The sequence below is a fragment of the Verrucomicrobiia bacterium genome, assembly GCA_023953615.1.
Classification (GTDB): Bacteria; Verrucomicrobiota; Verrucomicrobiia; order Limisphaerales; family JADLHS01; genus JADLHS01.
Window position 1 is genome coordinate 1,003,206 of sequence record JAMLJH010000001.1, and the last position, 20,959, is coordinate 1,024,164.

A 20,959-nucleotide genomic window follows, 5' to 3' on the forward strand; every position below is an offset into this window, starting at 1 on the left:
GTTCGGCAAAACCATTTTCAAGATTTCAACTCATGCCCGCGTTCTATGCAACTCATCTTTCCGTCGCCGCTAAAGCTCTGGCACAGGCGCAGGCGCAGGCGGTGGCGCCGTCCCCGCGCCACCGTGGTTTGGAATGGTCTCGAAAATTTTTGGCTCAGACGGTTTTTGTCCCACCAAGCCAGACAAACTCCCGGCATGAAATTGAAATTCTTTCGATTCTGGCGCCGCGGGGCGGCCGGGAAAACCGTGGTCACTTTTGGCGCGGCGCGCCTGGTTCGCAGGTCCACGGGACAGGTCGAGCTGATCGGCGGCTCGCTGCACGAGCGCCAATGCGCGCAAGAGTGGGCTTCCCTGTTTCTCCACGAAGCCATCGTGGTTTAACCCAGCGCCGCCGCTTTGAAAGCGGCCGGCAGCAGGTCGGCCACCTTGAACTCGCGCACCCGACCGAGGTGGTGGCTATCCGCCACATAGACTTTGGCGCGCGGCGCGTATTCTGCGAGAAGTTGACGGCACGCGCCACAAGGCGTGGCGCCGCCCCGGGTTCGGGCGACCACCGCGATGGCGACGAATTCGCGCTTCCCCTCGGAGAGCGCCTTGAATAACGCGACTCGTTCCGCGCAACAGGTGAGTCCATAACTGGCGCTCTCGACGTTGACGCCACTGATGATTTCGCCGCTTCGCGTCAACAGGGCGGCGCCGACCGAGAAATGGGAATAGGGGGCCACGGCAAATTTCCGCGCCCGCGCCGCGGCTTGAATCAAGGCGTGTCGGTCAGGTTTGGGCATACCCTTTGCCGAATTCGAGCAGCAGGCGGGCGCCGGTGGCTTTAACCCGTTCCGCCGTTTTGAGCACGTCCTGGTGCGAGAGCGGTTGGCGACTCAACCCCGCGCCAAGGTTGGTGAGACAGGAAAGCGCCGCCACGCGCAGGCCGAGTTGCCGCGCCACGATGGTTTCCGGCACGGTACTCATCCCGACGGCGTCCGCTCCCAGCCGGGCAAAGGCTTGAATCTCCGCAGGGGTTTCATAACTCGGACCATTCACCGCGAGATAAACCCCCTGACGAAGCGATACTTTAGCCGCGCGCGCCGCGCGGGACAGCAGCTTGCCCAATCCCGGATCGTAGGCCTGGGTCAAATCCACGAACCGCGAAAAACCGGGAGTGGGACGGCCCCGCAACGGATTCGCTCCCATCAGATTGATGTGATCCGTCAATTGCATGAAATCACCGGGACGAAAGCGTCGGTTGATCGCGCCGGCGGCATTGGTCAGCAACAAATCCCGCACTCCGGCGGCCGCCAGCACGCGCACCGCGAACGTCACGCGATCCAGCGCGTACCCTTCATAATAATGCACGCGTCCGTTCAACACATAAACCGGCGTCGAACCGAGCGTGCCGATGATCAGTTCTCCCGCATGGCCCGCCACGCTGGTTTGCGGAAAGCCCTCCAGCTTCGCGTAAGGCAGGCGACTGACGACGAAAATTTCGGACAGCACCGATTGAAAACCGCTGCCCAGGACCAGTCCGAGCGTCGGGCGCAGGCGGCAATGCTTGAGCAAACGGTTGGCCGTGGCCCGAACCGCCGGGGCGGACACCGCAGGATTTACAAGTGGATTCGGTTTCATCAAACTTACCGTGACGTGCTCAAGGCTAATAAAAATCAAGGGGGCGTAGCGAGCGGAAGTTTTGCGGCATCCATCAAGTGAAATCCTTGATGAACCATATCGCAATCCACCCAGGCGGCGAAACCGAACGAACCAAGACCACAGCCATGTATCCGCAAACCAGAATCCTGACGGGGCGCTGGCGTTTCGTCCTCGGAGCGATCAGCATCACGAGTCTGCTGATCGTGGCGGAAGCGCGGCTGGGCCAACCAGCTTCGCCAGTCCGGTGGATCGGCTTCGGATTGATCGGGCTGTTACTCACGACGGCGGCGGCGTGGTGGCTGTGGCGATATTTCACGCGGCAACTCGGGGAAGAACTGAAGCAACGCGACAAATCCTTCCAGGAACTTTTGGTTAACACATCGGATTTGATCCTCGTGACCGATAATCAGGGCGGCATTAAATATGTCAGTCCCTCGGTTACGCAAATCACCGGTCACGCAACACCACAACTGGTCGGGAACAGCCTCTACAAGTTTGTTCACAGCGGCGATCTGCCCGGCGTTCAATCCGTCCTCGAAAAGCTCACGCTGAGCTGCGGCCAACCGCTTCACCTGGAATTTCGGTTGCGTCATGCGAACGGCAATTGGCAGTCGCTCCAGGCGGTGGGGCACAGCTTTTTCATTTGGGGCGCGCAGCAGTTCATCGCCCTCAATGCGCGCGATCAGACTGAAACCCGCAAACTGCAGGAGGAACTTCAGCGGACGCGAACTCAGGTCGGCTCCGGTCAATCCGTGCGCAGCGCGGCCCACGACATCAACAACACCCTGGCCGTCATCCAAATGCGGCTGGACTTGCTCAAGCAGAGCAACCTGCCTCCGACAACTCTACAGGAATCCCTCGACGCCATCGAGAAGGCCAGCCGCCGCGCCGCCAACCTGACGCGGCAGTTGTTGACGCCCAACCAACCCCCCAAACTCTGAGCCACACGGGGCGGCAATATAATCCGCATGGCGCAGCCAGCGCCGAGGCGAAATCGCCTTTCGTCGTGACGCGCCACCGGCGTTTTGGCATCAATGGGAGCGTCATGAAGCTCGCATCGGTTGAAATTAAAGCCGCCCGCAAAGCGGTTCCCAATTGGGCCAAACGCGGCGCCACCATCTCGCGCACTTTTGTTTTCAAGGATTTTCGCGAGGCGATGAAGTTCGTCAATGCGGTTGCCAAAATCGCCGAGCGAGACCGGCATCATCCCGACATTGATGTGCGCTGGAACAAAGTAACGCTCGCGCTCACCACTCACGATGTCGGCGGCTTGACGCAAAACGATTTTGATTTGGCTCAAAAATTTAATCGCCTTTGACCCATGTTCACCGACGTCCAAGCTTGCTTCAAAAAACACTTTGGCCATGCGCCCACGCACACGGTCCAGGCGCCGGGTCGCCTCGAAGTTCTGGGCAATCACACGGATTACAACCACGGTCTGGTCATGTCCGTGGCGGTGGACAAATACATCAGCCTCGCCGCTTCGCCGCGCACGGATGGCAAGGTGGAACTGGTTTCCTCCGCCTTCCCTCAATCGGAAATTTTTTCCATCAGCAATATCAAATCCAACCCGGCGGCGACCTGGGCTGATTACGTCAAAGGGGTTCTGGCGCAACTCAAGAAACGCGGCGTTAATTTCAGCGGTTTCAATGCCGCCATCCATAGCACGTTACCGATGGGCGCGGGCCTGAGCAGTTCCGCCGCGCTCGAGGTTGCCACCGCGCTGGCCGTGCGCCGCTTGTCGCCTTTCACTCTGACGGAGAACGGTCTGGGCACGCCCCCCAAGGCCGATGCTCGAGGTCGCCTGCCCCATCTGGCGCCGGCGGAGCGAATGGTTTTTGCGAAACTGTGTCGCGCGGCTGAGAACGAATTCGTGGGCGTGCCCTGCGGTATTCTCGATCAGACTTCCTCGCTGTTCGGCAAACGGGCGCACGTCATGGAAATTGATTGCGCCGCGCTCACCGTCGGTCACGCGCCGTTGTTGGGCACGGTCATGGTGGTGTGTAATTCGCTGGTGAAACATGAACTGGTCGGCGGCGAATACAAGGAACTGCGCGACAACTGCGAAGCCGCCGCCGCCAAGCTCGGCGCAAAGTTCCTCCGTACCGTCGAGTTGAAACAAGTGCTCGCCGCGAAGGATAAATTGACGCCGCGCGAATTTGAATGTGCCCACCACGTCGTCAGCGAAATTGCTCGCGTGGTGGCCGGCGAGCGGTCGCTGCGCACCGACGATCTGGCGCAGTTCGGCCAATACATGTTCCAGAGCCATGAAAGCTCGCGGGATTTCCTCAAGAACAGCACCAAGGAACTCGACCTCCTCGTGGCTTTGGCGCGAAAACATCCGGCCTGCCTCGGCGCGCGACTCACGGGTGGCGGCTTCGGTGGCGCGACCATCAATATGGTCAAGCATCATGAAGTTGAAAGCTTCATCGCGCACATGACCGCCGGTTACGAGAAAGCCATCGGCGTGAAGATGACGCCGCTGGTTTGTCAGGTGGTGGACGGGGCGAATTGATTTTTTTGATGGAAGATATTCCGGCTGTTATCCGTAATACCAGTAACGATAATGGCTATTAAGTTGACAGCATTTACGGCACGGGTAGTGTTCAAATTCGAGCACTAAAGAGTTATGAAGAGCCTGAATCGCAGCTCAACTCGCCCTCTGTCCGCCAGAGCCGCAGGATTTACGTTGATCGAGTTACTGGTGGTAATAGCGATCATCGCCATTCTTGCCGCTCTGCTCTTGCCAGTACTTGGCAAAGCAAAGGATCGCGCCTGGCTGGTAAATGACATGAACAACATTCGGCAAGTCGTACTAGGGGCCAATCTATTCGCCAGCGACAACGAGGATTTCCTCCCTTATGCAAGCTGGACTGATTGCGCCCTGCGGGATTCGTGGTGTACCGCAAAAGGCATTCCGGATGGTGCCGGCCTGGCTGATGATGCTATTTGGACAAAACAAATCGCATATTTTCGGCAAAGCCAGCTTGGAAGCTACGTTCAAAACGAAAGAGTTCTGACCTGCCCGAAAGATTTTGCGGAACGGTCTGGTGGCAAAGCAGCAGCTGATTATGCTCGTCGCACTATTAAAATTACCAGTTACCTCTGGAACGGCTCCACCATTAGCTTCAACCTCAATCCAAAAGCAGAAGCGATGTCGCGATTCAAAATTACGCAACTGCGTCCGACCGGAATGTTGATGTGGGAGGCGCCTGCCGAGATGGAAGCCTACAACTTCAACGATGTCGGCAGTTATCCTCACGAAGGAATTTCCCAGCGCCATGTCAACACTCGCAAAGCCAGTAATCAAAGTGAGAATGTTGGCGGCGTTGGCACATTCGGCGATCTATCCGGGCGCTCCTTCACCCTGAAGTTTTCCAAGTGGTTTACCCGAGAGTACGCTGGAACAGGTGTCTGGCCCGCGACACCTGCTTATGATGGCCCAAACGACGCTTGGTATAACCCTGCTTCTGAAACTGGAGGCATGTATTGAACTACTGGCAAAAAACATTTGAAGTTCTAGGCTGCGGGCCTTCCATCTATCATGCCTCGGCGCACATGACCGCCGGTTACGAGAAAGCCATCGGCGTGAAGATGACGCCGCTCGTTTGTCAGGTGGTGGATGGGGCGAATTGATTCGTAGCGCTATGCCGATTTTTCGTGAATGTCAACGTTGCACTGCCTGTTGTCGCTGGCCGGGGCAGGTGCGTTTGACTGAGGCCGAAATCACCCGGATCGCGGCCTTCTTGAAAATCAGCGAATACGATTTCATCCAACGCTACACGCGATTGCGCTCGGATCGGCACGGCCTGGTCTTGCAAGATCAGTCGGACGGGGCGTGCATTTTTCTCGAAGGCGATTCTTGCGCCATCCAATCGGTCAAACCGCAGCAATGTCGCGATTTCCCCAACCTCTGGCACTATCCCGGGGCCGAACAATTCTGCCACGCCATTCCGCGTGAAGTCAGCACGGACGAATATGTGCGCCTCGTAGCCGCCGCCACGCAGCGGACGCCGGAAGACGTGCGGGAAATTCTGCGACGCGAAGCGCAATGAATTTGAACCACGGATAAAACCCAAAGGTTACAGCGTTAAAACGTCGCAACGATTCAACCAGGAAACGATTTTTCGCCATGTGTTTTCGCGTCATCTCGGGCGTTTTATGGTCCGAAATGAGTCTCCTCACGTCGGCACCTACGAAAGTGATTACGAAAGTTTCGTTCCCAGCGGCAGCGGATGTCCGGCTAAAAATTCCGTCGCTGTCAGGCGCCGGCCTCCCTCGCGTTGCAACGAAGTGACGCGCAATGAACCAGTGCCGCAGCCGATGATGATTCCCGCTTTGTCCGCCGCCAGAATTTCCCCCGGAACACCCGCTGGTTCGACCACTTCCGCTTGCCAGAGTTTTAGCAGCGTTGGCGGGGGCGGAGTCGGCAAATAAGTGAAGGCGCCCGGCCAGGGCGTGAACGCCCGGATGCGATTCCAGATTGCGCGCGCCGGTTGCGCCCAATCAATCCGGCCCTGCTCTTTTTTGATCCGCGCGCAGTGCGTCGCCAGCTCGTGCCGTTGCGGGCGTGGTTGAATTTCTCCCGCCGCGTAAGCTGGAATGGTTGCCACCAGCAGTTCCGCGCCGAGTTGCGCGAGGCGATCATGGAGCGTGGCGGCGTTGTCCTCGGGATGGATCGGGGTGCGGCGCTGCGTCAGAATGTCGCCGGTGTCCAGACCTGCGTCCATCTTCATAATGGTCACCCCGGTTTCCAGTTCGTCATGCAAAATTGCCGATTGAATCGGTGAAGCGCCGCGATACCTGGGCAGCAGTGAAGTATGCACATTCAGGCAACCCAGACGAGGCAGCTCAAGAATGGCTTGAGGTAACAGTTGGCCAAACGCGGCAACGGCGATGAGGTCGGGCTGCCAGCCGCGCAATTCAGCGATGAATGAGTCGTCGCGGGCCTTGAGCGGCTGCAGCACGGGAATACCGGCTTGGAGCGCGAGTTCTTTTACCGGTGAAGCTTGCAGTTTGAGCGCGCGACCTTTGGGGCGATCCGGCTGCGTCACGGCGGCCACGAGTTGAAAATTCGGTTCGCGCTGGAGCGCCGCCAGACTGACAGCCGCCAACTCCGGCGTGCCCATGAAAATGATGCGTAGCGGGGCCATCTCGGCGTCAACGCGCGCCCACTTACGGCATGACTTTGTGAATGCGCGTCAGAATGTCGCGCAACACCTTGGTGGGCGATTGCGTGGAATCAATGCGATGAATTTTCTTCTTTCCGTAGTATTTCAGCACCGGCTTGGTTTCGCGCTCATACACCTTGAGCCGTTGCCGGATGACGTCCAGATTCGCATCATCGAGACGATTCTCCTTGAGGGCGCGGCGCTGCAACCGCTGCACCAGTCGTTCAAAATTGGCGCAGTGGAGATAAAGAATCGCCCGCACGTCCAGCGTTGCGCTGAGAATTTCCGCCTGTTGCAAATTCCGCGGAATGCCATCCAGCACCAACACGTCATGCTCCGGATTAAATCGTCCGATGCGTTCGTTGTTTTTGATGAACTGCCGCCACAACTTGACCGTGGGTTCGTCCGGCACCAACTGGCCGCGGCTGGTGTATTCGATGAATACCTTGGCGAGCGGATTGGCCGCGCTAAGCGAGCGGAAAACATCGCCGCACGCGCAGTGGAAAAAGTTGGGAATGGTCCCAAGAATTTTACCTTGCGTGCCTTTGCCGGACCCGGGCGCTCCAAACAGCAGGATGGTCTGATATTTCATGGTTCAATGCGGCGCCCGAAGCAACTCAGGCGTCCTTGGGTTTGAGTTGAATTTCCTGAATATCGCTGAACGCCACCTGCACTTCCTGCGTGGCGCCACCTTTGAGCACCTCCAAGTGCATGTCGCTCGCGGCAATGCGCGTAATGCGATTGGCCACATGTTCGCCCCGGCCCGTTTTCACGACCAGGAGGGTGTCCTTGTCGCTGCCCCGGCGCACGGCCTGGAAGAAGGTTGAGAATTTGGTTTCAATGAAACGGCGATTAAAAGTGAACTGGCCGCGCTTGAAACTTTGCACCGCCGCCGCGCTTGATGCGTCCGGAGCGGCGCTGGCCGCAGCGGCATCTTCCGCATGGGCCGCGGAAGGCAAGGCGATCGCCGCCGTTTCCACGGGAGCGGCTTCCTCCTCTCCCTCGGTGTTCGAGGGCAGCTTGGTCGGCAAACATAAAAAGATGACGGGACCGATCACCGGCGCAACGGCCGCCACACCGCAGACCAATGCCGGCGCATAAGCGCGAACCACCGAGATTTCATACGCCGCGTAGATATTCGCCACAAACAGCAGTAACAGGCAAACCAAGCCCACCGGAGACTTGGTTAGCGCGCCGAACAATGAACCTTTCGCCGGGCGCTCCAATCGCGAAACCGGCTTGATCTCCACCTGGGTTTTCTTGATGACTTCCTCCTCGGGGATTTCGATGTACGGTTCGACGAAAGCGGCAAGTTTCGTGTCCTTGGTATTGGCGGCGACCGTTTGCAACTCTTTCAACGTGTCTTGCGACATCTGCCCCCAACTCAGATTGGTGTAAACTCCACCCACCCGCAGTTGCAGATACGCCGGAGTTTTCTGAATGACATCGCCGGTAAACTTGACTCCGTCGGTGTACTCCACGGTCAATGTGGCAGCGGATAGCGTCATTGCCACCCACATTCCTGACACCAAAACCGCTAGTCTGGATAACTTCACCTTTGTTTCCTAACAAATGCGGGTATCGGAAGGAAAGAAAAAATGCCGCGCTCGTTGGAAAACTGATTTCAACGGGCCGCGCCAATGAGCGTAGTCAAATCTTCGATCACCCAATTCGGACGTTGCCTGGCAAGCTCATCCGCAGCCACGCCGTGTTGCCAGACCGCGCACCGAATCGCTGGTCCGGCGTCATTTTGCAGTCCTGGTTGGGCTAGAAGTCCGGCCACAAAACCGGCCAACACATCGCCCGCCCCGCCTTGCGCCAAATGCGCATTGCCCGATGAGTTGACGTATAGATTGCCCCGATGGCGTCCGATCGAAGTGTTTTTACCTTTCAGCACCACCCAAGCGCCGCCGTACTTTTGCGAAAGCTTTCGAACGGCACCCGCGCGATCCTGCTGCACGGCGGCGGCTGAACACCTCAACAAACGCGCCGCTTCACCCGGATGCGGCGTCAACAACCGCAGCGCGTCTTTAGCTGCGGGCGTCGTCTCCAACCAATCCAACGCGCTGGCATCCACAATCATCGGCACGGGCAATTCTTTCCACCAACGCCGGACCAATGAAATTATTTTCCGCGGCACCGTCGGCGCCGCAAGCCCGGGACCCACCAATACTGCGGTGAAATTTTCGAGTTTGGCGACGGGAGTGGACCAGGTTCGCACCATGGCCGATTGCAACTGCGCCGCGATCGGCGCGTAAACCGCAGGCTGGGTCAGCAAGGTCACCAAACCCGGTTGAGCGCGTTGCGCCGCGCGAGTTGCCAACACCGCCGCGCCGTGATAACCGGCACTGCCCGCCACCACCAGCAAATGCCCAAACGTGCCCTTGTGACCGTCAGCGGGGCGCAAGGGTGGGAAATTCGCGAAGTCTTCCGACTGCGTCCAGCACCATTCCGAATCGCACGGACAGGGGATCAAGCCCACTTCAGTCGCCACTTCCAAACGACCAACAAATTCTCCAGCGACGGTTGGTAGCAGTCCGCGCTTCGGCGCGCCAACGGTCAGCGTCAAAGTCGCCCGGATCGCCGCGCCAGCAGTGACTCCAGTGTCCGCATTCAGACCTGACGGAACGTCCACCGCCAGAATGGGCGCCGCAGCGGCGTTGATGCGATTGATGAAGGCCACCCATTTTGCGTCCAGGGTCCGATTCAAGCCAATGCCGAACAACCCGTCCACAATCCAAGCTGGCTTTTGTCGCAACGCCCGCTCCAAACGCGGCGCCGCACCCATTGGCGAAGTGACGTTGATCAGAATGACCCGGCATCCGTTGAGGCGCTGGGCCGCGGCGCGAACATCATCGCCATTGTGACCTTTGCCCGCGAGCAGGAGGACCGTTTCACCCGTGCCAACCAGCCGCTCGAGGCGCTGGGCAATCCGCGCGCCGACCTGCCGGATCACTCCGGCTTCGCTGACTCCGGCAGCCCAGGAGGCTTGTTCCCATTCGCGCATCTGCGCGACACTGATGATCGGCACGGACATGGCGCCAGCTTACTACAAACGCCGACGCCATAAAACAGAAACCCTCACCAATCGGTGAGGGTTTTGTGGATGGCAAGATTCGTTGACTTAAACGGACCAACCCTTGCGATATTGTCGCTTCACGAACTGCATCGCTTCCGGCGCGTTGGTGGCGCGCATCCCCGGGCCGTCCCACTCGAGCTTCCTACCGGTGCGCATGGCCACGCAACCCAACAGAATGATCTCGGTAAGATAAGCGGCGATATCGAAGTTGGAATACGGTACCGGCCCGCCCTTGCAACCCGCGATCCATTCCAGATGCTGGCGCTTGTCAGCGTCGCCTTCAAATGCGTTCCGTGGAATCGTCTGCGGCACCGATTTCACGGCGTCATGGTTCTTGCCTTCGGTCAATTCCTTTTCGCCTTTCATTTGGATGAAGAACCGGGCGCCGTAGTCGTCAGGAGAAAAGATTTTTCCTTTCTCGCCAATCAAGAGACAGCCGCTCCCTGGAATCGAACCCATCATCTCCTCGATCTCCCGGGTCAACTCGGCCGGCGGCTTGTTGTTGCCGTCGTGACTGTAAGGATCGTTCGGCTTGGGATTACCGCCGTCGTACCACCAGAAATTCACCGGATCCAACCCCTCGCGCGCGGGGAACAAGAAGCGAATCTTGGATTTAAGCGGGTAAGATTCCTTGTTCATCGGCGAAGTTTCCGCTTCGATTTCACTCGGGTAACCCAGCTTCAACGCTCGGAACGGCATGTTGGCCGTGTGGCAAGCCATGTCGCCCAGCGCGCCCGTGCCGAAATCCTGCCAGCCGCGCCACGCGAACGTATGGTAAGCCCCCTTCTTGTATGGACGAAACGGCGCCACGCCCAACCACTCGTCCCAATGCAACGTGCTCGGCACGGGATCGCTGCCTGGCGGGCGATCCATCCCTTGGGGCCAGACCGGACGGTTGCTCCAGACATGGACCTGGCGCACCTGCCCGATCAAACCGGACTGGACCAGTTCCACCGTGCGGCGCAAACCGTCTTCCGCGCTGCCTTGATTGCCCATTTGCGTGGTTACGCCATATTCCTTGGCGATCTTCCGCATGAGGCGCGCTTCGTACACCGTTTGCACCAGCGGCTTCTGGCAATAAACATGTTTACCCATTTTCATGGCCGTGAGGGCCACGATGGCGTGCATGTGATCCGGCGTGGCGACGATGACCGCGTCCAAGGATTTCTCCTTGTCAAACATCTGCCGCCAATCCGTGTAAATTCTGGCGTTGGGATATTTTTGCTTCCGACTGTTCAGGGTGGTTTCATCCACGTCACAAAGCGCGACGATGTTTTCGGATGAGCAGTGATCGGTATCACTGGACCCCTTTCCTCCGGCGCCAACGACGCCGATGTTTAGTTTATCATTAGCGGAAACCCTTCGAGGCCGCGGATGCGTGGTACAACCGGCCATGAGGGCCGCACTGGCCAACGCTGTCGAGGCGATGAATTGACGACGTGTAAATGGTGTTACTGGCATACCCGTGCTGGTTAAACCAGCGCCCCGTGAAGCACAAGAAAAATCTTTTTGGAAAATTGTATCCTGGTCGCTTTTTTGTTCCCCCGCCACGCTCAATTCCTGGGCGCGCAGTCATAAATCCCACCCAGCCCAGTGAAGGTTGAGTGGCAGGGATAACGGCACAACCAAGCCCAAGGGCGAGCTGAACCGGCTGGTTTTTGGTGGAACAAAAGGTCCAGTTGGCAACAAGGCTTTTCAAGCCAACCCGGAGGCGCAGGCACTCCGCCCCGCCTCCGGTCTCACCAACCTGAGCAGTAAAATTTCGGCCAATACGCTGCCGCCGGTTGCTCTTGCAACCGGTGCAGCCCTTCCCTCGACCGAAATGGACGGTTTACTTTTTGAACAGACCTTCCACTGATTTAACCGCATCGCTCCCCAGCGCGTTGTTAATGGTGGTCTTTAAGGCGTCCACCGACTTTTGCTGGTCGGCTGTGAGCTGCAGCCCCGCCAGTCCTTTCAAACTGTTCAACGCATCCTGATATTTCTGCTCGTTCACGAACGACTGCGCTTGATTGATCAGATTTTGCGCCTGACTGTTCGCCGCCGCGGCCGCATCCCCGACGGCCTGTCGCGCTTGGGTTGCCGCTGCCGAGGCCGCGTCCTTGGCCTGGTCCGCAACTGCCGTTGCCGTTTGCTTTACGTTGTCCACCGCTTGATGCGCCGCGTCTTTCAAAGACGCCGCCGCATCGGCAGCACCGGTTTGGTGGGCGGCCGCAGGCGCAGTGGTTTCGGTGGATGATTCTTTGCAGCCAACCAGCAAGGTAGCGGTGGCCAGGATGCTCGTGCAGAGCGTTAACTTGTTCATTTTCATTTTCGAGTTCTTGGTTTGGGAAGTCTGCTGGATGATCCCCGCAACTTCCGGATCATGAGAATAACACGTCCCGCGCCGCCCACAAGGGCGCGAAATGGCGGGATTTCTCCTGTTCTCGAAGGGCGGTTCTCGTAAACTGTCCGAACGGTTATGATTACGCCGACATTGGACGAATTTTTGAAACTGGCGGAGACGGGGAACTTGATTCCCGTCACTTGCCGCATTCTTGCGGACATTGAAACACCCCTCTCGGCCTATCGCAAAATTCGCGGTCAGGGTGAGTCATTCCTGTTCGAGTCGGTCGAAGGCGGTGAACACCTCGGGCGCTACTCTTTTGTCGGCTGCAATCCGCGCGCCGTCATCAAACAGACCAACGATCGCGTGGAGGTGATCGAAGCCGGAAAAGTCGTGGGGCGTTATACGGTCGAACGAAATCCTCTCGCCCCAGCCGCTGGAGAGCCGGACGCGGCGGGAAGCGTTCGCGACGGCCTCGAAGTTGTCGAACGCGTGATGAAAAAATATCGTCCCGTCACGTTGCCGGGACTGCCGCGTTTCACCGGTGGCGCGATTGGGTTCATCGGTTACGAATTCATTCATGACATCGAACCCGTCGTGCCGCGCCCGGCTCACGACGAGTTGCACACTCCGATCATATACTTCCTGGTGGCTGATGAATTACTCGTGTTCGATCACGTCGCGCAAACCATCACCATCTTGGTCAATGCAGCCATTGACGAAGCCACCAGCCCCGCCGAGGCGTATGAAACTGCCGCGGAAGAAATCGAGCGCCTGCTTTCGTTGTTGGAACAGCCATCCGAACACCAGCCCGTGTCCGTCCCGTCGGAAGTTCCATCCATCCCATTCACCTCCAACGTCGCGAAGGAAAAGTTTCTCGCCAATGTCACCGCGTCCAAGAAATACATCACCGCCGGCGACATCATCCAGGTGGTCGGTTCGCAACGCTTCAGCGTCGAGACGAAAGCCTCGCCCGTGGATGTTTATCGCGCCGCCCGCTCGGTGAACCCCTCGCCCTATATGTTTCTGCTGGAACTCGACGGCTTTTCGCTCGTCGGCGCTTCACCGGAAATCCATGTGCGCTGCGAAGATCGGCAGGTGGAAATTCGGCCGATCGCCGGTACGCGCCGCCGCGGCAAAACCGCCGACGAAGACGCCGCCTTGGAAAAGGAACTGCTCGCCGACCCCAAGGAACGCGCCGAACACGTCATGCTGGTGGACCTCGCGCGCAACGACATTGGGCGCGTGTGCGATTTCGGCAGCGTGCAGGTGCGCGACCTGATGATCATTGAGCGTTACAGCCACGTCATGCACATCGTGTCGAGCGTCGGCGGGCAACTGGCGGCGGACAAAACCAACTACGACCTGATGCGCGCGACCTTTCCGGCGGGGACGGTGAGCGGCGCGCCGAAGATCCGCGCCATGCAGATCATTTCGGAACTCGAACGAACCACACGCGGCCCGTATGCCGGTTGCGTCGGTTACTTCAGCTTCAACGGCAATCTGGACACCTGCATCACCATCCGCACGACCTTGCTCAAGGACGGCAAAGCCTACGTGCAGGCCGGCGGCGGCTGGGTCAACGACTCCCAACCCGAAGCCGAATTCCAGGAAACGGTGAACAAAAGCAAGGCCATGCTCAAAGCCGTGGCGCTGGCGGAAAGTTTTGCGAAAACGACGTAAATTCTCACGATTGACCGGCCAGCGCCTTCGGTTCACGATTTGAACAAACCTGATGAAACTCATCACGACCAGCAGTGCAGCGGAAATTCTTGGCGTCACGCCAGTCAGGATCCGGCAACTGATTCAGCAAGGGCAACTCACTTCCGTAAAGCACGGCCGCGACCATCTTCTGGAAGAAGCCGTCGTTCACGAATTCAACCGGCAAGGACGACGCCCCGGAGGTCGCCCACCGAAAGGGAAATCCAGAAAAGAATTGCGCGTACGATAGGGTTTTATAAATTCATTCTATGATTGTCACGCCCGCAAAGAATAGCCGTCGACCTCCAGCAAGCACTCGCGGACGCCAGAAAGCGTTCACCATCACGTCAGAACCAGACAACAAAATTTTCAAAAACGATTTTGTCCAGCTTCACTACGATGACAGCCTAAATGTTTATGATTCGTGGCCGTCACCGACAGTGATTGTATCGGACGGTGGCTATGGGGTGCTGGGGTTTGATGGCGATACTTCCGACCACTTGGCCTTGCCGGAGTGGTATGAGCCGCACATCAAGGTTTGGTCCGGTCGAGCCACGCCGCAAACCACACTCTGGTTTTGGAACTCGGAAATCGGTTGGGCAGCCGTGCATCCTGTACTCGAGAAATACGGTTTTCGCTACGTGAACGCCAATGTTTGGAACAAAGGCAAGGGGCATATCGCGGGGAACGTGAACACGGCGAAAATTCGGCGCTTCCCCGTTGTGACGGAACTTTGCGTTCAGTACTCCTTTGAGGCTCGCTTGAGTGGGGTTCCGCTCAAGGAATGGTTGCTGAACGAATGGAAACGGACTGGACTACCGTTGTGGAAAGCAAATGAGGCTTGCGGCGTTGCGGATGCCGCAGTCAGAAAGTATCTCGACCGGGGACATCTCTGGTATTGTCCGCCGCCGGACAAATTTCAGATGCTCGCCAATTACGCCAACAAACACGGTCATGCGATTGGCAAACCATATTTTTCCATCGACGGAAAACACCCGCTAACTGCTCACGAATGGGAAGGGATGCGCTATAAGTTTCGTTGCCCGCACGGATTTACGAATGTTTGGGAGCGTAATGCCCTTCATTGCGCCGAGAGAGTGAAAGCGCCGAACGGCAAGGCTGCGCACCTGAATCAGAAGCCGCTAGATTTAATGGCCCTGATCATCAATGCCTCGTCCGATGAGGAAGATGTCGTTTGGGAAACCTTTGGTGGCCTCTTTAGTGCGTCATATGCGGCGGAACAATTGCGGCGGAAAGCGTACGCGGCAGAGATTGACCGAACGTATTTTCAAATCGGCGTGGGGAGATTCACTGCACCAATGCCTTTGAATCTTGCGCTGTGATTCCGAACCGCGATTCCAATGCGGCACGAATTGTCTCATCGTCTTTACCGGCCAGCAAACCTCGCCATTCTTGAACCGTGAGTCCATGGACCTCGGTGCCCATGACTTCATTCTTGAACTTCTCAATCTCGGGATGAACGATTCGGTCCATCTTCGCAAAGTTTGTGTCGAGCCGGTAACTAAACTTGCTGAATAGCTGACGGATTTTCGCTTGGTATTCTGGCGTCGGCTTGTATTTGTCGCCGCATCTTCCCCAAGAGGCGACGAGTTTTTTGGCGCGTTGAAATTCTTTGGCCGTCCCTTGGAACTTATATCCGTTGGTGTTCGTCTGTTGCAGGTTGCTCGTTCGTGCCGTCGTATCCTCGGGTTCAAGCACGATGTAGTCCGGCGGATTGTGGTAGTGAGTATCTCTCGCTGCGGCGACGGACTTTCCGGAGAGGACGCAAACTGCGATGATTTCCGGCTTCCCGTAAATCAACTTCTCCGGCAGCCAAGCCAGCATCGCGACGTGTGTGTTGTTCTTGGTAAAGTGGCTCTGACTCTCTTTGAACCGCGCCGTGATTTCTGTCGCCAACGGAAACCACGCTTTGATTTCAAAGCCGGGGACGGGCTTGATTGAGCCGCGAAAAATCGTGTCGGGAAATCCCGGGTCTTGCCGCTGCCAAGTGCCATGCGCGTTGAAATCCGGTTTGTCATTAAGAATTTCAACGGTGTTGAATTCGATCAGATTACCGAGCAGCGGGGAGAGCTTGGAAATTACCTTTGCCAAATTTGCGGCGGCAGCGGGCGAGACGGGCTTTGTGACCGTGAGGACGTTGAATATATGCCCTTTGAGAGCCTGTAAATGCTTGCCTGCCAGATTCAATGCCGTTTGCGTGTCCATCACTCATTTTATAACGCAGACACCTGACATCGCGAAAGCCCATTAAACTCTACTTCACGCGAAACAGTTTTCATAAATTCATCGCCGGCTCATGTACGTTTAAGTAGTGATTCTGGCTGCCCGCGAGACATCCGAACTGCTTTTTATCGAATATTGTGACGTATTCGATTGGAAGCGTTGCCAGAGCGGAAAACGCTTTTCCAAAAACTAAAATCGGTTTGCCCTCAAGGAACGCGCCGAACACGTCATGCTGGTGGACCTCGCGCGCAATGACATCGGACGTGTATGTGACTTTGGCAGTGTGCAGGTCAGGGACTTGATGATCATCGAGTGTAATACCCCATTCTTCGACTTCGGACCCACCACCAACTCTCGTTAGAAAAGTTTCGCGACCGAATCACAAGCGCTGCCGAGCAAACTTCCGCCGGTGAAACCGATTCAGGTTCGGGCGTGTTTGTGCCGGAAAGCCATGTAATACAGCACCGGCACGGCCATGCGACTGATGAGCAAAGAGGCTACTTCTCCCGCCATCAAGGAAATGGCCAGTCCTTGGAAAATCGGATCGGCCAGGATTACGCTGGCCCCCACCACCACAGCCATCGCGGTCAACAGCATGGGACGAAAGCGCACCGCGCCGGCATCCACCACGGCTTCCGCCAGCGGCATACCTTCGCGCAGGCGCAGTTCAATGAAATCCACCAGAATGATGGAGTTGCGCACCACAATGCCCGCGCCCGCCATGAAGCCAATCATCGAGGTGGCGGTGAAAAACGCGCCCAGCGCACCGTGCGCGGGCATGATGCCCACCAGCGAGAAGGGAATCGCCATCATCACCACCACCGGGGTGAAGAACGAACGGAACCAACCGACCATCAACACGTAGATCAGCACCAGGCACGCGCCGAAGGCCAGACCCAGGTCGCGAAAGACTTCGATGGTGATGTGCCATTCGCCATCCCATTTGAGCGACGGCGCGTGATCGGTGAACGGTTGGGCGGCGTTGTGAATTTTGAGGCTTGCGCCCGCGCCGCCAAACTCACGCGTATCGAGTTGGGCCAACGCCTGGTTCATCTTTAGAATCGCATAGACGGGGCTTTCAATTGCGCCCGCGACGTCGCCGATCACGTAGGTGACCGGCATGAGGTTCTTATGATAAATGCTCTTGTCGGTGAGCGTGCGTTCCATGGTCACCAACTCACGCAGAGGAATCAGCGGTGGTGGCGCCGTTCCCGTCGTGACCCCTGCGGATGACGCCACTGGTTCCGGCAAAGCGTTCGCGTCGCCGGAGCGCACGCGCAATGCCAGCAATTCCTCCGGGCTGGTGCGGCTCGCCAAAGGCAGTTGCAACACGATGTTGACATCTTCCTTTTCGCGCGGCACATGCAGCAAATCCACGGAGGCTCCACCGACGGCAATAGCCAGCGTTTGCGAGATCGTTTCGGCGCTAATGCCGTGCAGCGCGGCTTTTTCCTTATCAATGACGAAGCGCACCTTGGGTTGATCGGCTTCGATGTACCAATCCGTATCCACCACGCCGGGGGTATTGGTGAAGATATTGATGACCTGACGCGCGAGGGCGTGACGAGCGGCTTCATCCGGTCCGTAGATTTCCGCGACCAAGGTTTGCAGCACCGGCGGGCCGGGCGGCACTTCGGCGACGGCCACGCGCGCCCCGTATTTCTGCACAATGGCGGTCACGCGCGGTCGCACGCGTTTGGCGATGTCGTGACTCTGCGCTTTGCGGGCGCTCTTGGGTACGAGATTCACTTGAATGTCCGCCACGTTGGCGCCGCGACGCATGAAGTAATGGCGCACGAGACCGTTGAAGTTGAATGGCGATGCAATCCCGGCGTAGATCTGATAATCCGTCACTTCCGGCTCGCTGCGAATGGCGGCGGCGATTTCCCGGGCGGCCTGGGCGGTGCGTTCCAGCGCGCTGCCTTCCGGCATGTTCAGGATGATTTGAAACTCGCTCTTGTTGTCGAACGGCAGCATTTTCACCTTTACCCAGCCAATACCAACCAAGGCCAGCGCGCCGAGTAACAGCGCCACGATGCCGATCAGAAACCCCCAACGCCACTTCGCGCGATAGATGAGCGGGTCCATCATGTGGCGGTAGAGTTTGGTGAAAATATCCTCGGGATGTTCCGAGTGCAGGTGCGGCGAGGGGTCGGCGGTGACGGCCGTTCCGGCCGTAAGCCGGGAGTATTTTCGACCCCAACGCAAAATGCGAATGCTCGCCCACGGCGTGACCATGAACGCGATGAGCAACGACCAAAACATGGCGGCGCTGGAGCCGATGGGAATTGGCCGCATGTACGGCCCCATCAGCCCGCCGACGAACGCCATCGGCAGCACGGCGGCGATGACCGCGAACGTCGCGAGGATGGTGGGGTTGCCCACTTCACCCACGGCTTCAATGGCGATGGTGCTCCATTTGCGGCCTTTGTTGTAGGGCAGATGAAAATGGCGAACGATGTTTTCCACGACCACGATGGCGTCGTCCACCAGAATGCCGATGCTGAAGATCAACGCGAAGAGAGTGATGCGGTTCAGCGTGAATCCGTGCAAGTAAAACACCAACAACGTGAGCGCAAGCGTGGAAGGAATGGCCACGCCCACGATGAACGATTCGCGCCAGCCGAGCGTCAACCAGATCAGTACCGAGACGCCCAACACCGCAATCGCCATGTGCCACAGCAGCTCGTTGGATTTTTCGGCGGCAGTCTCGCCGTAGTGACGGGTGATGGCCACGGAAATATCCGCAGGGATTTCGCGACCCTTAAGTGCATCCACTTTGCGCAGCACCTGTTCGGCCACCGTGATGGCGTTCGCGCCGGGACGCTTGGCGATGGATAGGGTGACGGCGGGCTCCTCTCCGATTGGCGCTGTCGTCGGATGCGCCGCGCCCGCACCGAACAATACATATTGAGTGGGTTCTTCCGCGCCATCCTGAATCTCCGCCACTTCGCGCAGGTAAACCGGTTTGCCGCCGAACACGCCCACGACCACATTGCCGACTTCCTCGGCGTTGCGCAAAAACGCGCCGGTCTCGATCACCACCTCGCGGTTTTCACTGGTCAAACCGCCAGCGGTGAATTGCCGGTTCGCCTGTTGCAACATCGGCACCAGCCCCGCCGGGGAGAGATTGCGCGAGGCCAGTTTGGCGGGATCAAGCAGCACCTGCACCTGACGCTGCGCGCCGCCGATGAGCGTGGTTTCCGCGACCAACGGGACCTGCTTTACCGCGTCATCCACCTGTGCAACCAGCCGGCGCAACGTGAGATGATCGTAGTGCGGACTGTGAAACGTCAGCGCCAGAATCGGCACGTCATCAATGGACCGGGCCTTGATCAACGGTTGGGAAACCCCGTGCGGGATGCGATCAAAGTTCTGCTGCAACTTTTGGTTCAACAACACCAGGCTGCGCTCCAGATCTTCACCCACCTGGAACCGCACAATGGCCAGACTCTCACCGGACTTCGAGGTCGAGTAGATGTACTCCACGCCCGGAATTTCCCAGAGCAATTTTTCCATCGGACGCGTGGCGCGTTCCTCGACCTCCTTCGCGTTGAAGCCGGGCATGGAAACCAGCACGTCAATCATCGGCACCTTGATTTGCGGCTCCTCCTCGCGCGGCAACATCACGACCGCAAACACGCCCAGCAACACCGACGCCACGATGAGCAGCGGCGTCAGTTTGGAATCAATGAAGGCGCGCGCCACCCGGCCCGCGAGACCGAGCGGCGCCACGATTGGTTGAGTCGGTTCGGGGTTCATGGTTTGAGCGTCAACGGTTGACCGTCCTGCAAGCTCGCCGCGTTGGCGGTGACGACTTGTTCACCGGCATTCACTCCGGAAACCACTTCAATCTCCGCGCCAAGGGGTTTGCCGGTTTTCACCAGGCGGAGTTGCGCGTGGCCATCCACGACCACAAAAATAATTTCCATCTGCCCACGCGTCACCACGGCGGAGGCCGGCACGCGCAGCGCGGTGGTTTCGCCCACCGCCATCGCCACGCGACCAAACTGACCAGCGCGCAAACCGGCGGCGCGGGGCAGATCAAGTTTCACAAGGAAGGTGCGGCTGTTCGGATCCGCGGCGGGAGCCATCTCACTGACCACGCCTTCAAGCGCATCGGCAAGCGAGGCGATGCGCACCGGCAATTTATCGCCGAGTTGCAACCGGCCGATGACCGCTTCGGGCACGTCGGCTTCGAGCCGTAACACCGTGGCATCTTCCATTTCCAGCAGGGGCTTTCCGGGCGAAGCCAGATCGCCGACGTCAGCGTATTTGCGGGTGACGACTCCCGCGTAGGGCGACCGGATCTGCGTGTAACCCAAAAGCGTTTCGGCCTCGGCCACCGCCGCTTGCGCCACGCGGGCGCGGGCTTGGGCGTTGTCGAACTCCGCTCGAGTGAGCGTGGCGGTTTCCAACAACGCGGCGAAGCGTTTCAAATCCGCGTCGGCCTGCTGTTGCAGCGCCTGGGCTTGATCAAGCTTCGCCTGAATTTCCGGCGCACTGAGTTGCACGAGCTGATCGCCGGTTTTGACTTTGGCGCCGAGGGCAACCGGCATCTGTTCGATGCGACCACTGACCTTGGCTTCAATCACCGTCCGTAATTTGGCGCGCACCGTACCCACGACTTCCTCCAACGCCGGGCGCTGCTTCAATTCAACGGTGGTGACGGTGACGGCGACTTCGGGCAGGGGCGCGGGCGGGTTGCGTTCCGGTTGCCGACCGCAACCGCTCAGGACCAACGTCATGGCGCTGGCGATTACTCCGATCAAGACGACTGTGGGTTTCATGATT

22 protein-coding genes and 1 pseudogene are annotated in these 20,959 nt (G+C 58.2%); 11 read left to right on the plus strand and 12 right to left on the minus strand.

What is annotated here, in order from left to right; translation table 11 throughout:
• Positions 1 to 195: 195 nt before the first annotated feature.
• Complete coding sequence (locus tag M9920_04055; GenBank protein ID MCO5051455.1) at positions 196 to 381, plus strand: hypothetical protein; 186 nt, start codon at positions 196 to 198, stop codon at positions 379 to 381.
• On the opposite strand, the gene cdd is transcribed toward M9920_04055, so the two are convergent.
• Positions 378 to 785: a cytidine deaminase gene (gene cdd / locus M9920_04060; protein MCO5051456.1), complete on the minus strand. Its 408-nt coding sequence runs from the start codon at positions 783 to 785 to the stop codon at positions 378 to 380. The two genes, M9920_04055 and cdd, sit on opposite strands and share 4 nt — an antisense overlap.
• Positions 772 to 1,623 (minus strand): purine-nucleoside phosphorylase, encoded by an 852-nt coding sequence (locus M9920_04065; GenBank protein ID MCO5051457.1) that lies wholly within the window; start codon positions 1,621 to 1,623, stop codon positions 772 to 774. The genes cdd and M9920_04065 overlap by 14 nt, the downstream gene beginning before the upstream one ends.
• Positions 1,624 to 1,712: 89 nt before the next feature.
• On the opposite strand from M9920_04065, the gene M9920_04070 reads away from it, so the two are divergent.
• From M9920_04070 to M9920_04095, 6 genes are all read left to right on the plus strand, one after another.
• Positions 1,713 to 2,585 carry a PAS domain S-box protein gene (locus M9920_04070; protein ID MCO5051458.1) on the plus strand — a complete coding sequence of 291 codons (873 nt, stop codon included), beginning with the start codon at positions 1,713 to 1,715 and terminating at the stop codon, positions 2,583 to 2,585.
• A gap of 104 nt (positions 2,586 to 2,689) precedes the next feature.
• Positions 2,690 to 2,962 carry a 4a-hydroxytetrahydrobiopterin dehydratase gene (locus tag M9920_04075; GenBank protein ID MCO5051459.1) on the plus strand — a complete coding sequence of 91 codons (273 nt, stop codon included), beginning with the start codon at positions 2,690 to 2,692 and terminating at the stop codon, positions 2,960 to 2,962.
• A 3-nt stretch (positions 2,963 to 2,965) separates the two neighbouring features.
• Positions 2,966 to 4,159 (plus strand): galactokinase, encoded by a 1,194-nt coding sequence (locus M9920_04080; GenBank protein ID MCO5051460.1) that lies wholly within the window; start codon positions 2,966 to 2,968, stop codon positions 4,157 to 4,159.
• Between the two features lie 114 nt (positions 4,160 to 4,273).
• On the plus strand, positions 4,274 to 5,137 hold the full coding sequence (locus M9920_04085; protein MCO5051461.1) for a prepilin-type N-terminal cleavage/methylation domain-containing protein: 864 nt from the start codon (positions 4,274 to 4,276) through the stop codon (positions 5,135 to 5,137).
• Positions 5,134 to 5,280 carry a hypothetical protein gene (locus M9920_04090; protein MCO5051462.1) on the plus strand — a complete coding sequence of 49 codons (147 nt, stop codon included), beginning with the start codon at positions 5,134 to 5,136 and terminating at the stop codon, positions 5,278 to 5,280. Before M9920_04085 ends, M9920_04090 begins: the two co-directional genes overlap by 4 nt.
• An 11-nt stretch (positions 5,281 to 5,291) precedes the next feature.
• On the plus strand, positions 5,292 to 5,699 hold the full coding sequence (locus M9920_04095) for a YkgJ family cysteine cluster protein (GenBank protein ID MCO5051463.1): 408 nt from the start codon (positions 5,292 to 5,294) through the stop codon (positions 5,697 to 5,699).
• 150 nt (positions 5,700 to 5,849) lie between these two features.
• Here M9920_04095 and fmt read toward each other — a convergent pair whose 3' ends face one another.
• The 5 genes from fmt to M9920_04120 form a co-directional block, all read right to left on the minus strand.
• Positions 5,850 to 6,797, minus strand: a complete 948-nt coding sequence (gene fmt, locus M9920_04100; GenBank protein MCO5051464.1) for a methionyl-tRNA formyltransferase — start codon at positions 6,795 to 6,797, stop codon at positions 5,850 to 5,852.
• Between the two features lie 22 nt (positions 6,798 to 6,819).
• Complete coding sequence (locus M9920_04105) at positions 6,820 to 7,407, minus strand: nucleoside monophosphate kinase (GenBank protein ID MCO5051465.1); 588 nt, start codon at positions 7,405 to 7,407, stop codon at positions 6,820 to 6,822.
• Between the two features lie 25 nt (positions 7,408 to 7,432).
• Positions 7,433 to 8,323, minus strand: a complete 891-nt coding sequence (locus M9920_04110; protein MCO5051466.1) for a hypothetical protein — start codon at positions 8,321 to 8,323, stop codon at positions 7,433 to 7,435.
• A gap of 116 nt (positions 8,324 to 8,439) precedes the next feature.
• Positions 8,440 to 9,852, minus strand: a complete 1,413-nt coding sequence (locus tag M9920_04115) for an NAD(P)H-hydrate dehydratase (GenBank protein ID MCO5051467.1) — start codon at positions 9,850 to 9,852, stop codon at positions 8,440 to 8,442.
• Positions 9,853 to 9,939: 87 nt separating this feature from the next.
• Positions 9,940 to 11,355 carry a Gfo/Idh/MocA family oxidoreductase gene (locus M9920_04120; protein ID MCO5051468.1) on the minus strand — a complete coding sequence of 472 codons (1,416 nt, stop codon included), beginning with the start codon at positions 11,353 to 11,355 and terminating at the stop codon, positions 9,940 to 9,942.
• A gap of 139 nt (positions 11,356 to 11,494) precedes the next feature.
• On the opposite strand from M9920_04120, the gene M9920_04125 reads away from it, so the two are divergent.
• Positions 11,495 to 11,752, plus strand: coding sequence for a hypothetical protein (locus M9920_04125; GenBank protein ID MCO5051469.1), 258 nt, complete (start codon positions 11,495 to 11,497; stop codon positions 11,750 to 11,752).
• On the opposite strand, the gene M9920_04130 is transcribed toward M9920_04125, so the two are convergent.
• Positions 11,726 to 12,199, minus strand: a complete 474-nt coding sequence (locus M9920_04130; protein ID MCO5051470.1) for a hypothetical protein — start codon at positions 12,197 to 12,199, stop codon at positions 11,726 to 11,728. The two genes, M9920_04125 and M9920_04130, sit on opposite strands and share 27 nt — an antisense overlap.
• 156 nt (positions 12,200 to 12,355) lie before the next feature.
• On the opposite strand from M9920_04130, the gene trpE reads away from it, so the two are divergent.
• A complete protein-coding gene (gene trpE / locus M9920_04135) occupies positions 12,356 to 13,903 on the plus strand; it encodes an anthranilate synthase component I (GenBank protein ID MCO5051471.1) in 1,548 nt (515 codons plus the stop codon).
• A gap of 4 nt (positions 13,904 to 13,907) precedes the next feature.
• On the opposite strand, the gene M9920_04140 is transcribed toward trpE, so the two are convergent.
• Positions 13,908 to 14,093 (minus strand): hypothetical protein, encoded by a 186-nt coding sequence (locus tag M9920_04140; GenBank protein MCO5051472.1) that lies wholly within the window; start codon positions 14,091 to 14,093, stop codon positions 13,908 to 13,910.
• A gap of 97 nt (positions 14,094 to 14,190) precedes the next feature.
• On the opposite strand from M9920_04140, the gene M9920_04145 reads away from it, so the two are divergent.
• Complete coding sequence (locus tag M9920_04145) at positions 14,191 to 15,264, plus strand: site-specific DNA-methyltransferase (protein ID MCO5051473.1); 1,074 nt, start codon at positions 14,191 to 14,193, stop codon at positions 15,262 to 15,264.
• Here M9920_04145 and M9920_04150 read toward each other — a convergent pair.
• The gene (locus M9920_04150) at positions 15,230 to 16,147 is read right to left on the minus strand and encodes a hypothetical protein (GenBank protein ID MCO5051474.1); all 918 of its coding nucleotides are present in this window, start codon (positions 16,145 to 16,147) and stop codon (positions 15,230 to 15,232) included. The genes M9920_04145 and M9920_04150 overlap by 35 nt on opposite strands.
• A 226-nt stretch (positions 16,148 to 16,373) precedes the next feature.
• Between M9920_04150 and M9920_04155 the strand changes: the two are divergent.
• Positions 16,374 to 16,478 (plus strand): annotated as a pseudogene (locus M9920_04155) (chorismate-binding protein).
• Positions 16,479 to 16,585: 107 nt separating this feature from the next.
• Here the strand turns inward: M9920_04155 and M9920_04160 are convergent.
• Positions 16,586 to 19,927 carry an efflux RND transporter permease subunit gene (locus tag M9920_04160; GenBank protein MCO5051475.1) on the minus strand — a complete coding sequence of 1,114 codons (3,342 nt, stop codon included), beginning with the start codon at positions 19,925 to 19,927 and terminating at the stop codon, positions 16,586 to 16,588.
• A complete protein-coding gene (locus tag M9920_04165) occupies positions 19,924 to 20,955 on the minus strand; it encodes an efflux RND transporter periplasmic adaptor subunit (GenBank protein ID MCO5051476.1) in 1,032 nt (343 codons plus the stop codon). The genes M9920_04160 and M9920_04165 overlap by 4 nt, the downstream gene beginning before the upstream one ends.
• Between the last annotated feature and the right edge of the window lie 4 nt (positions 20,956 to 20,959).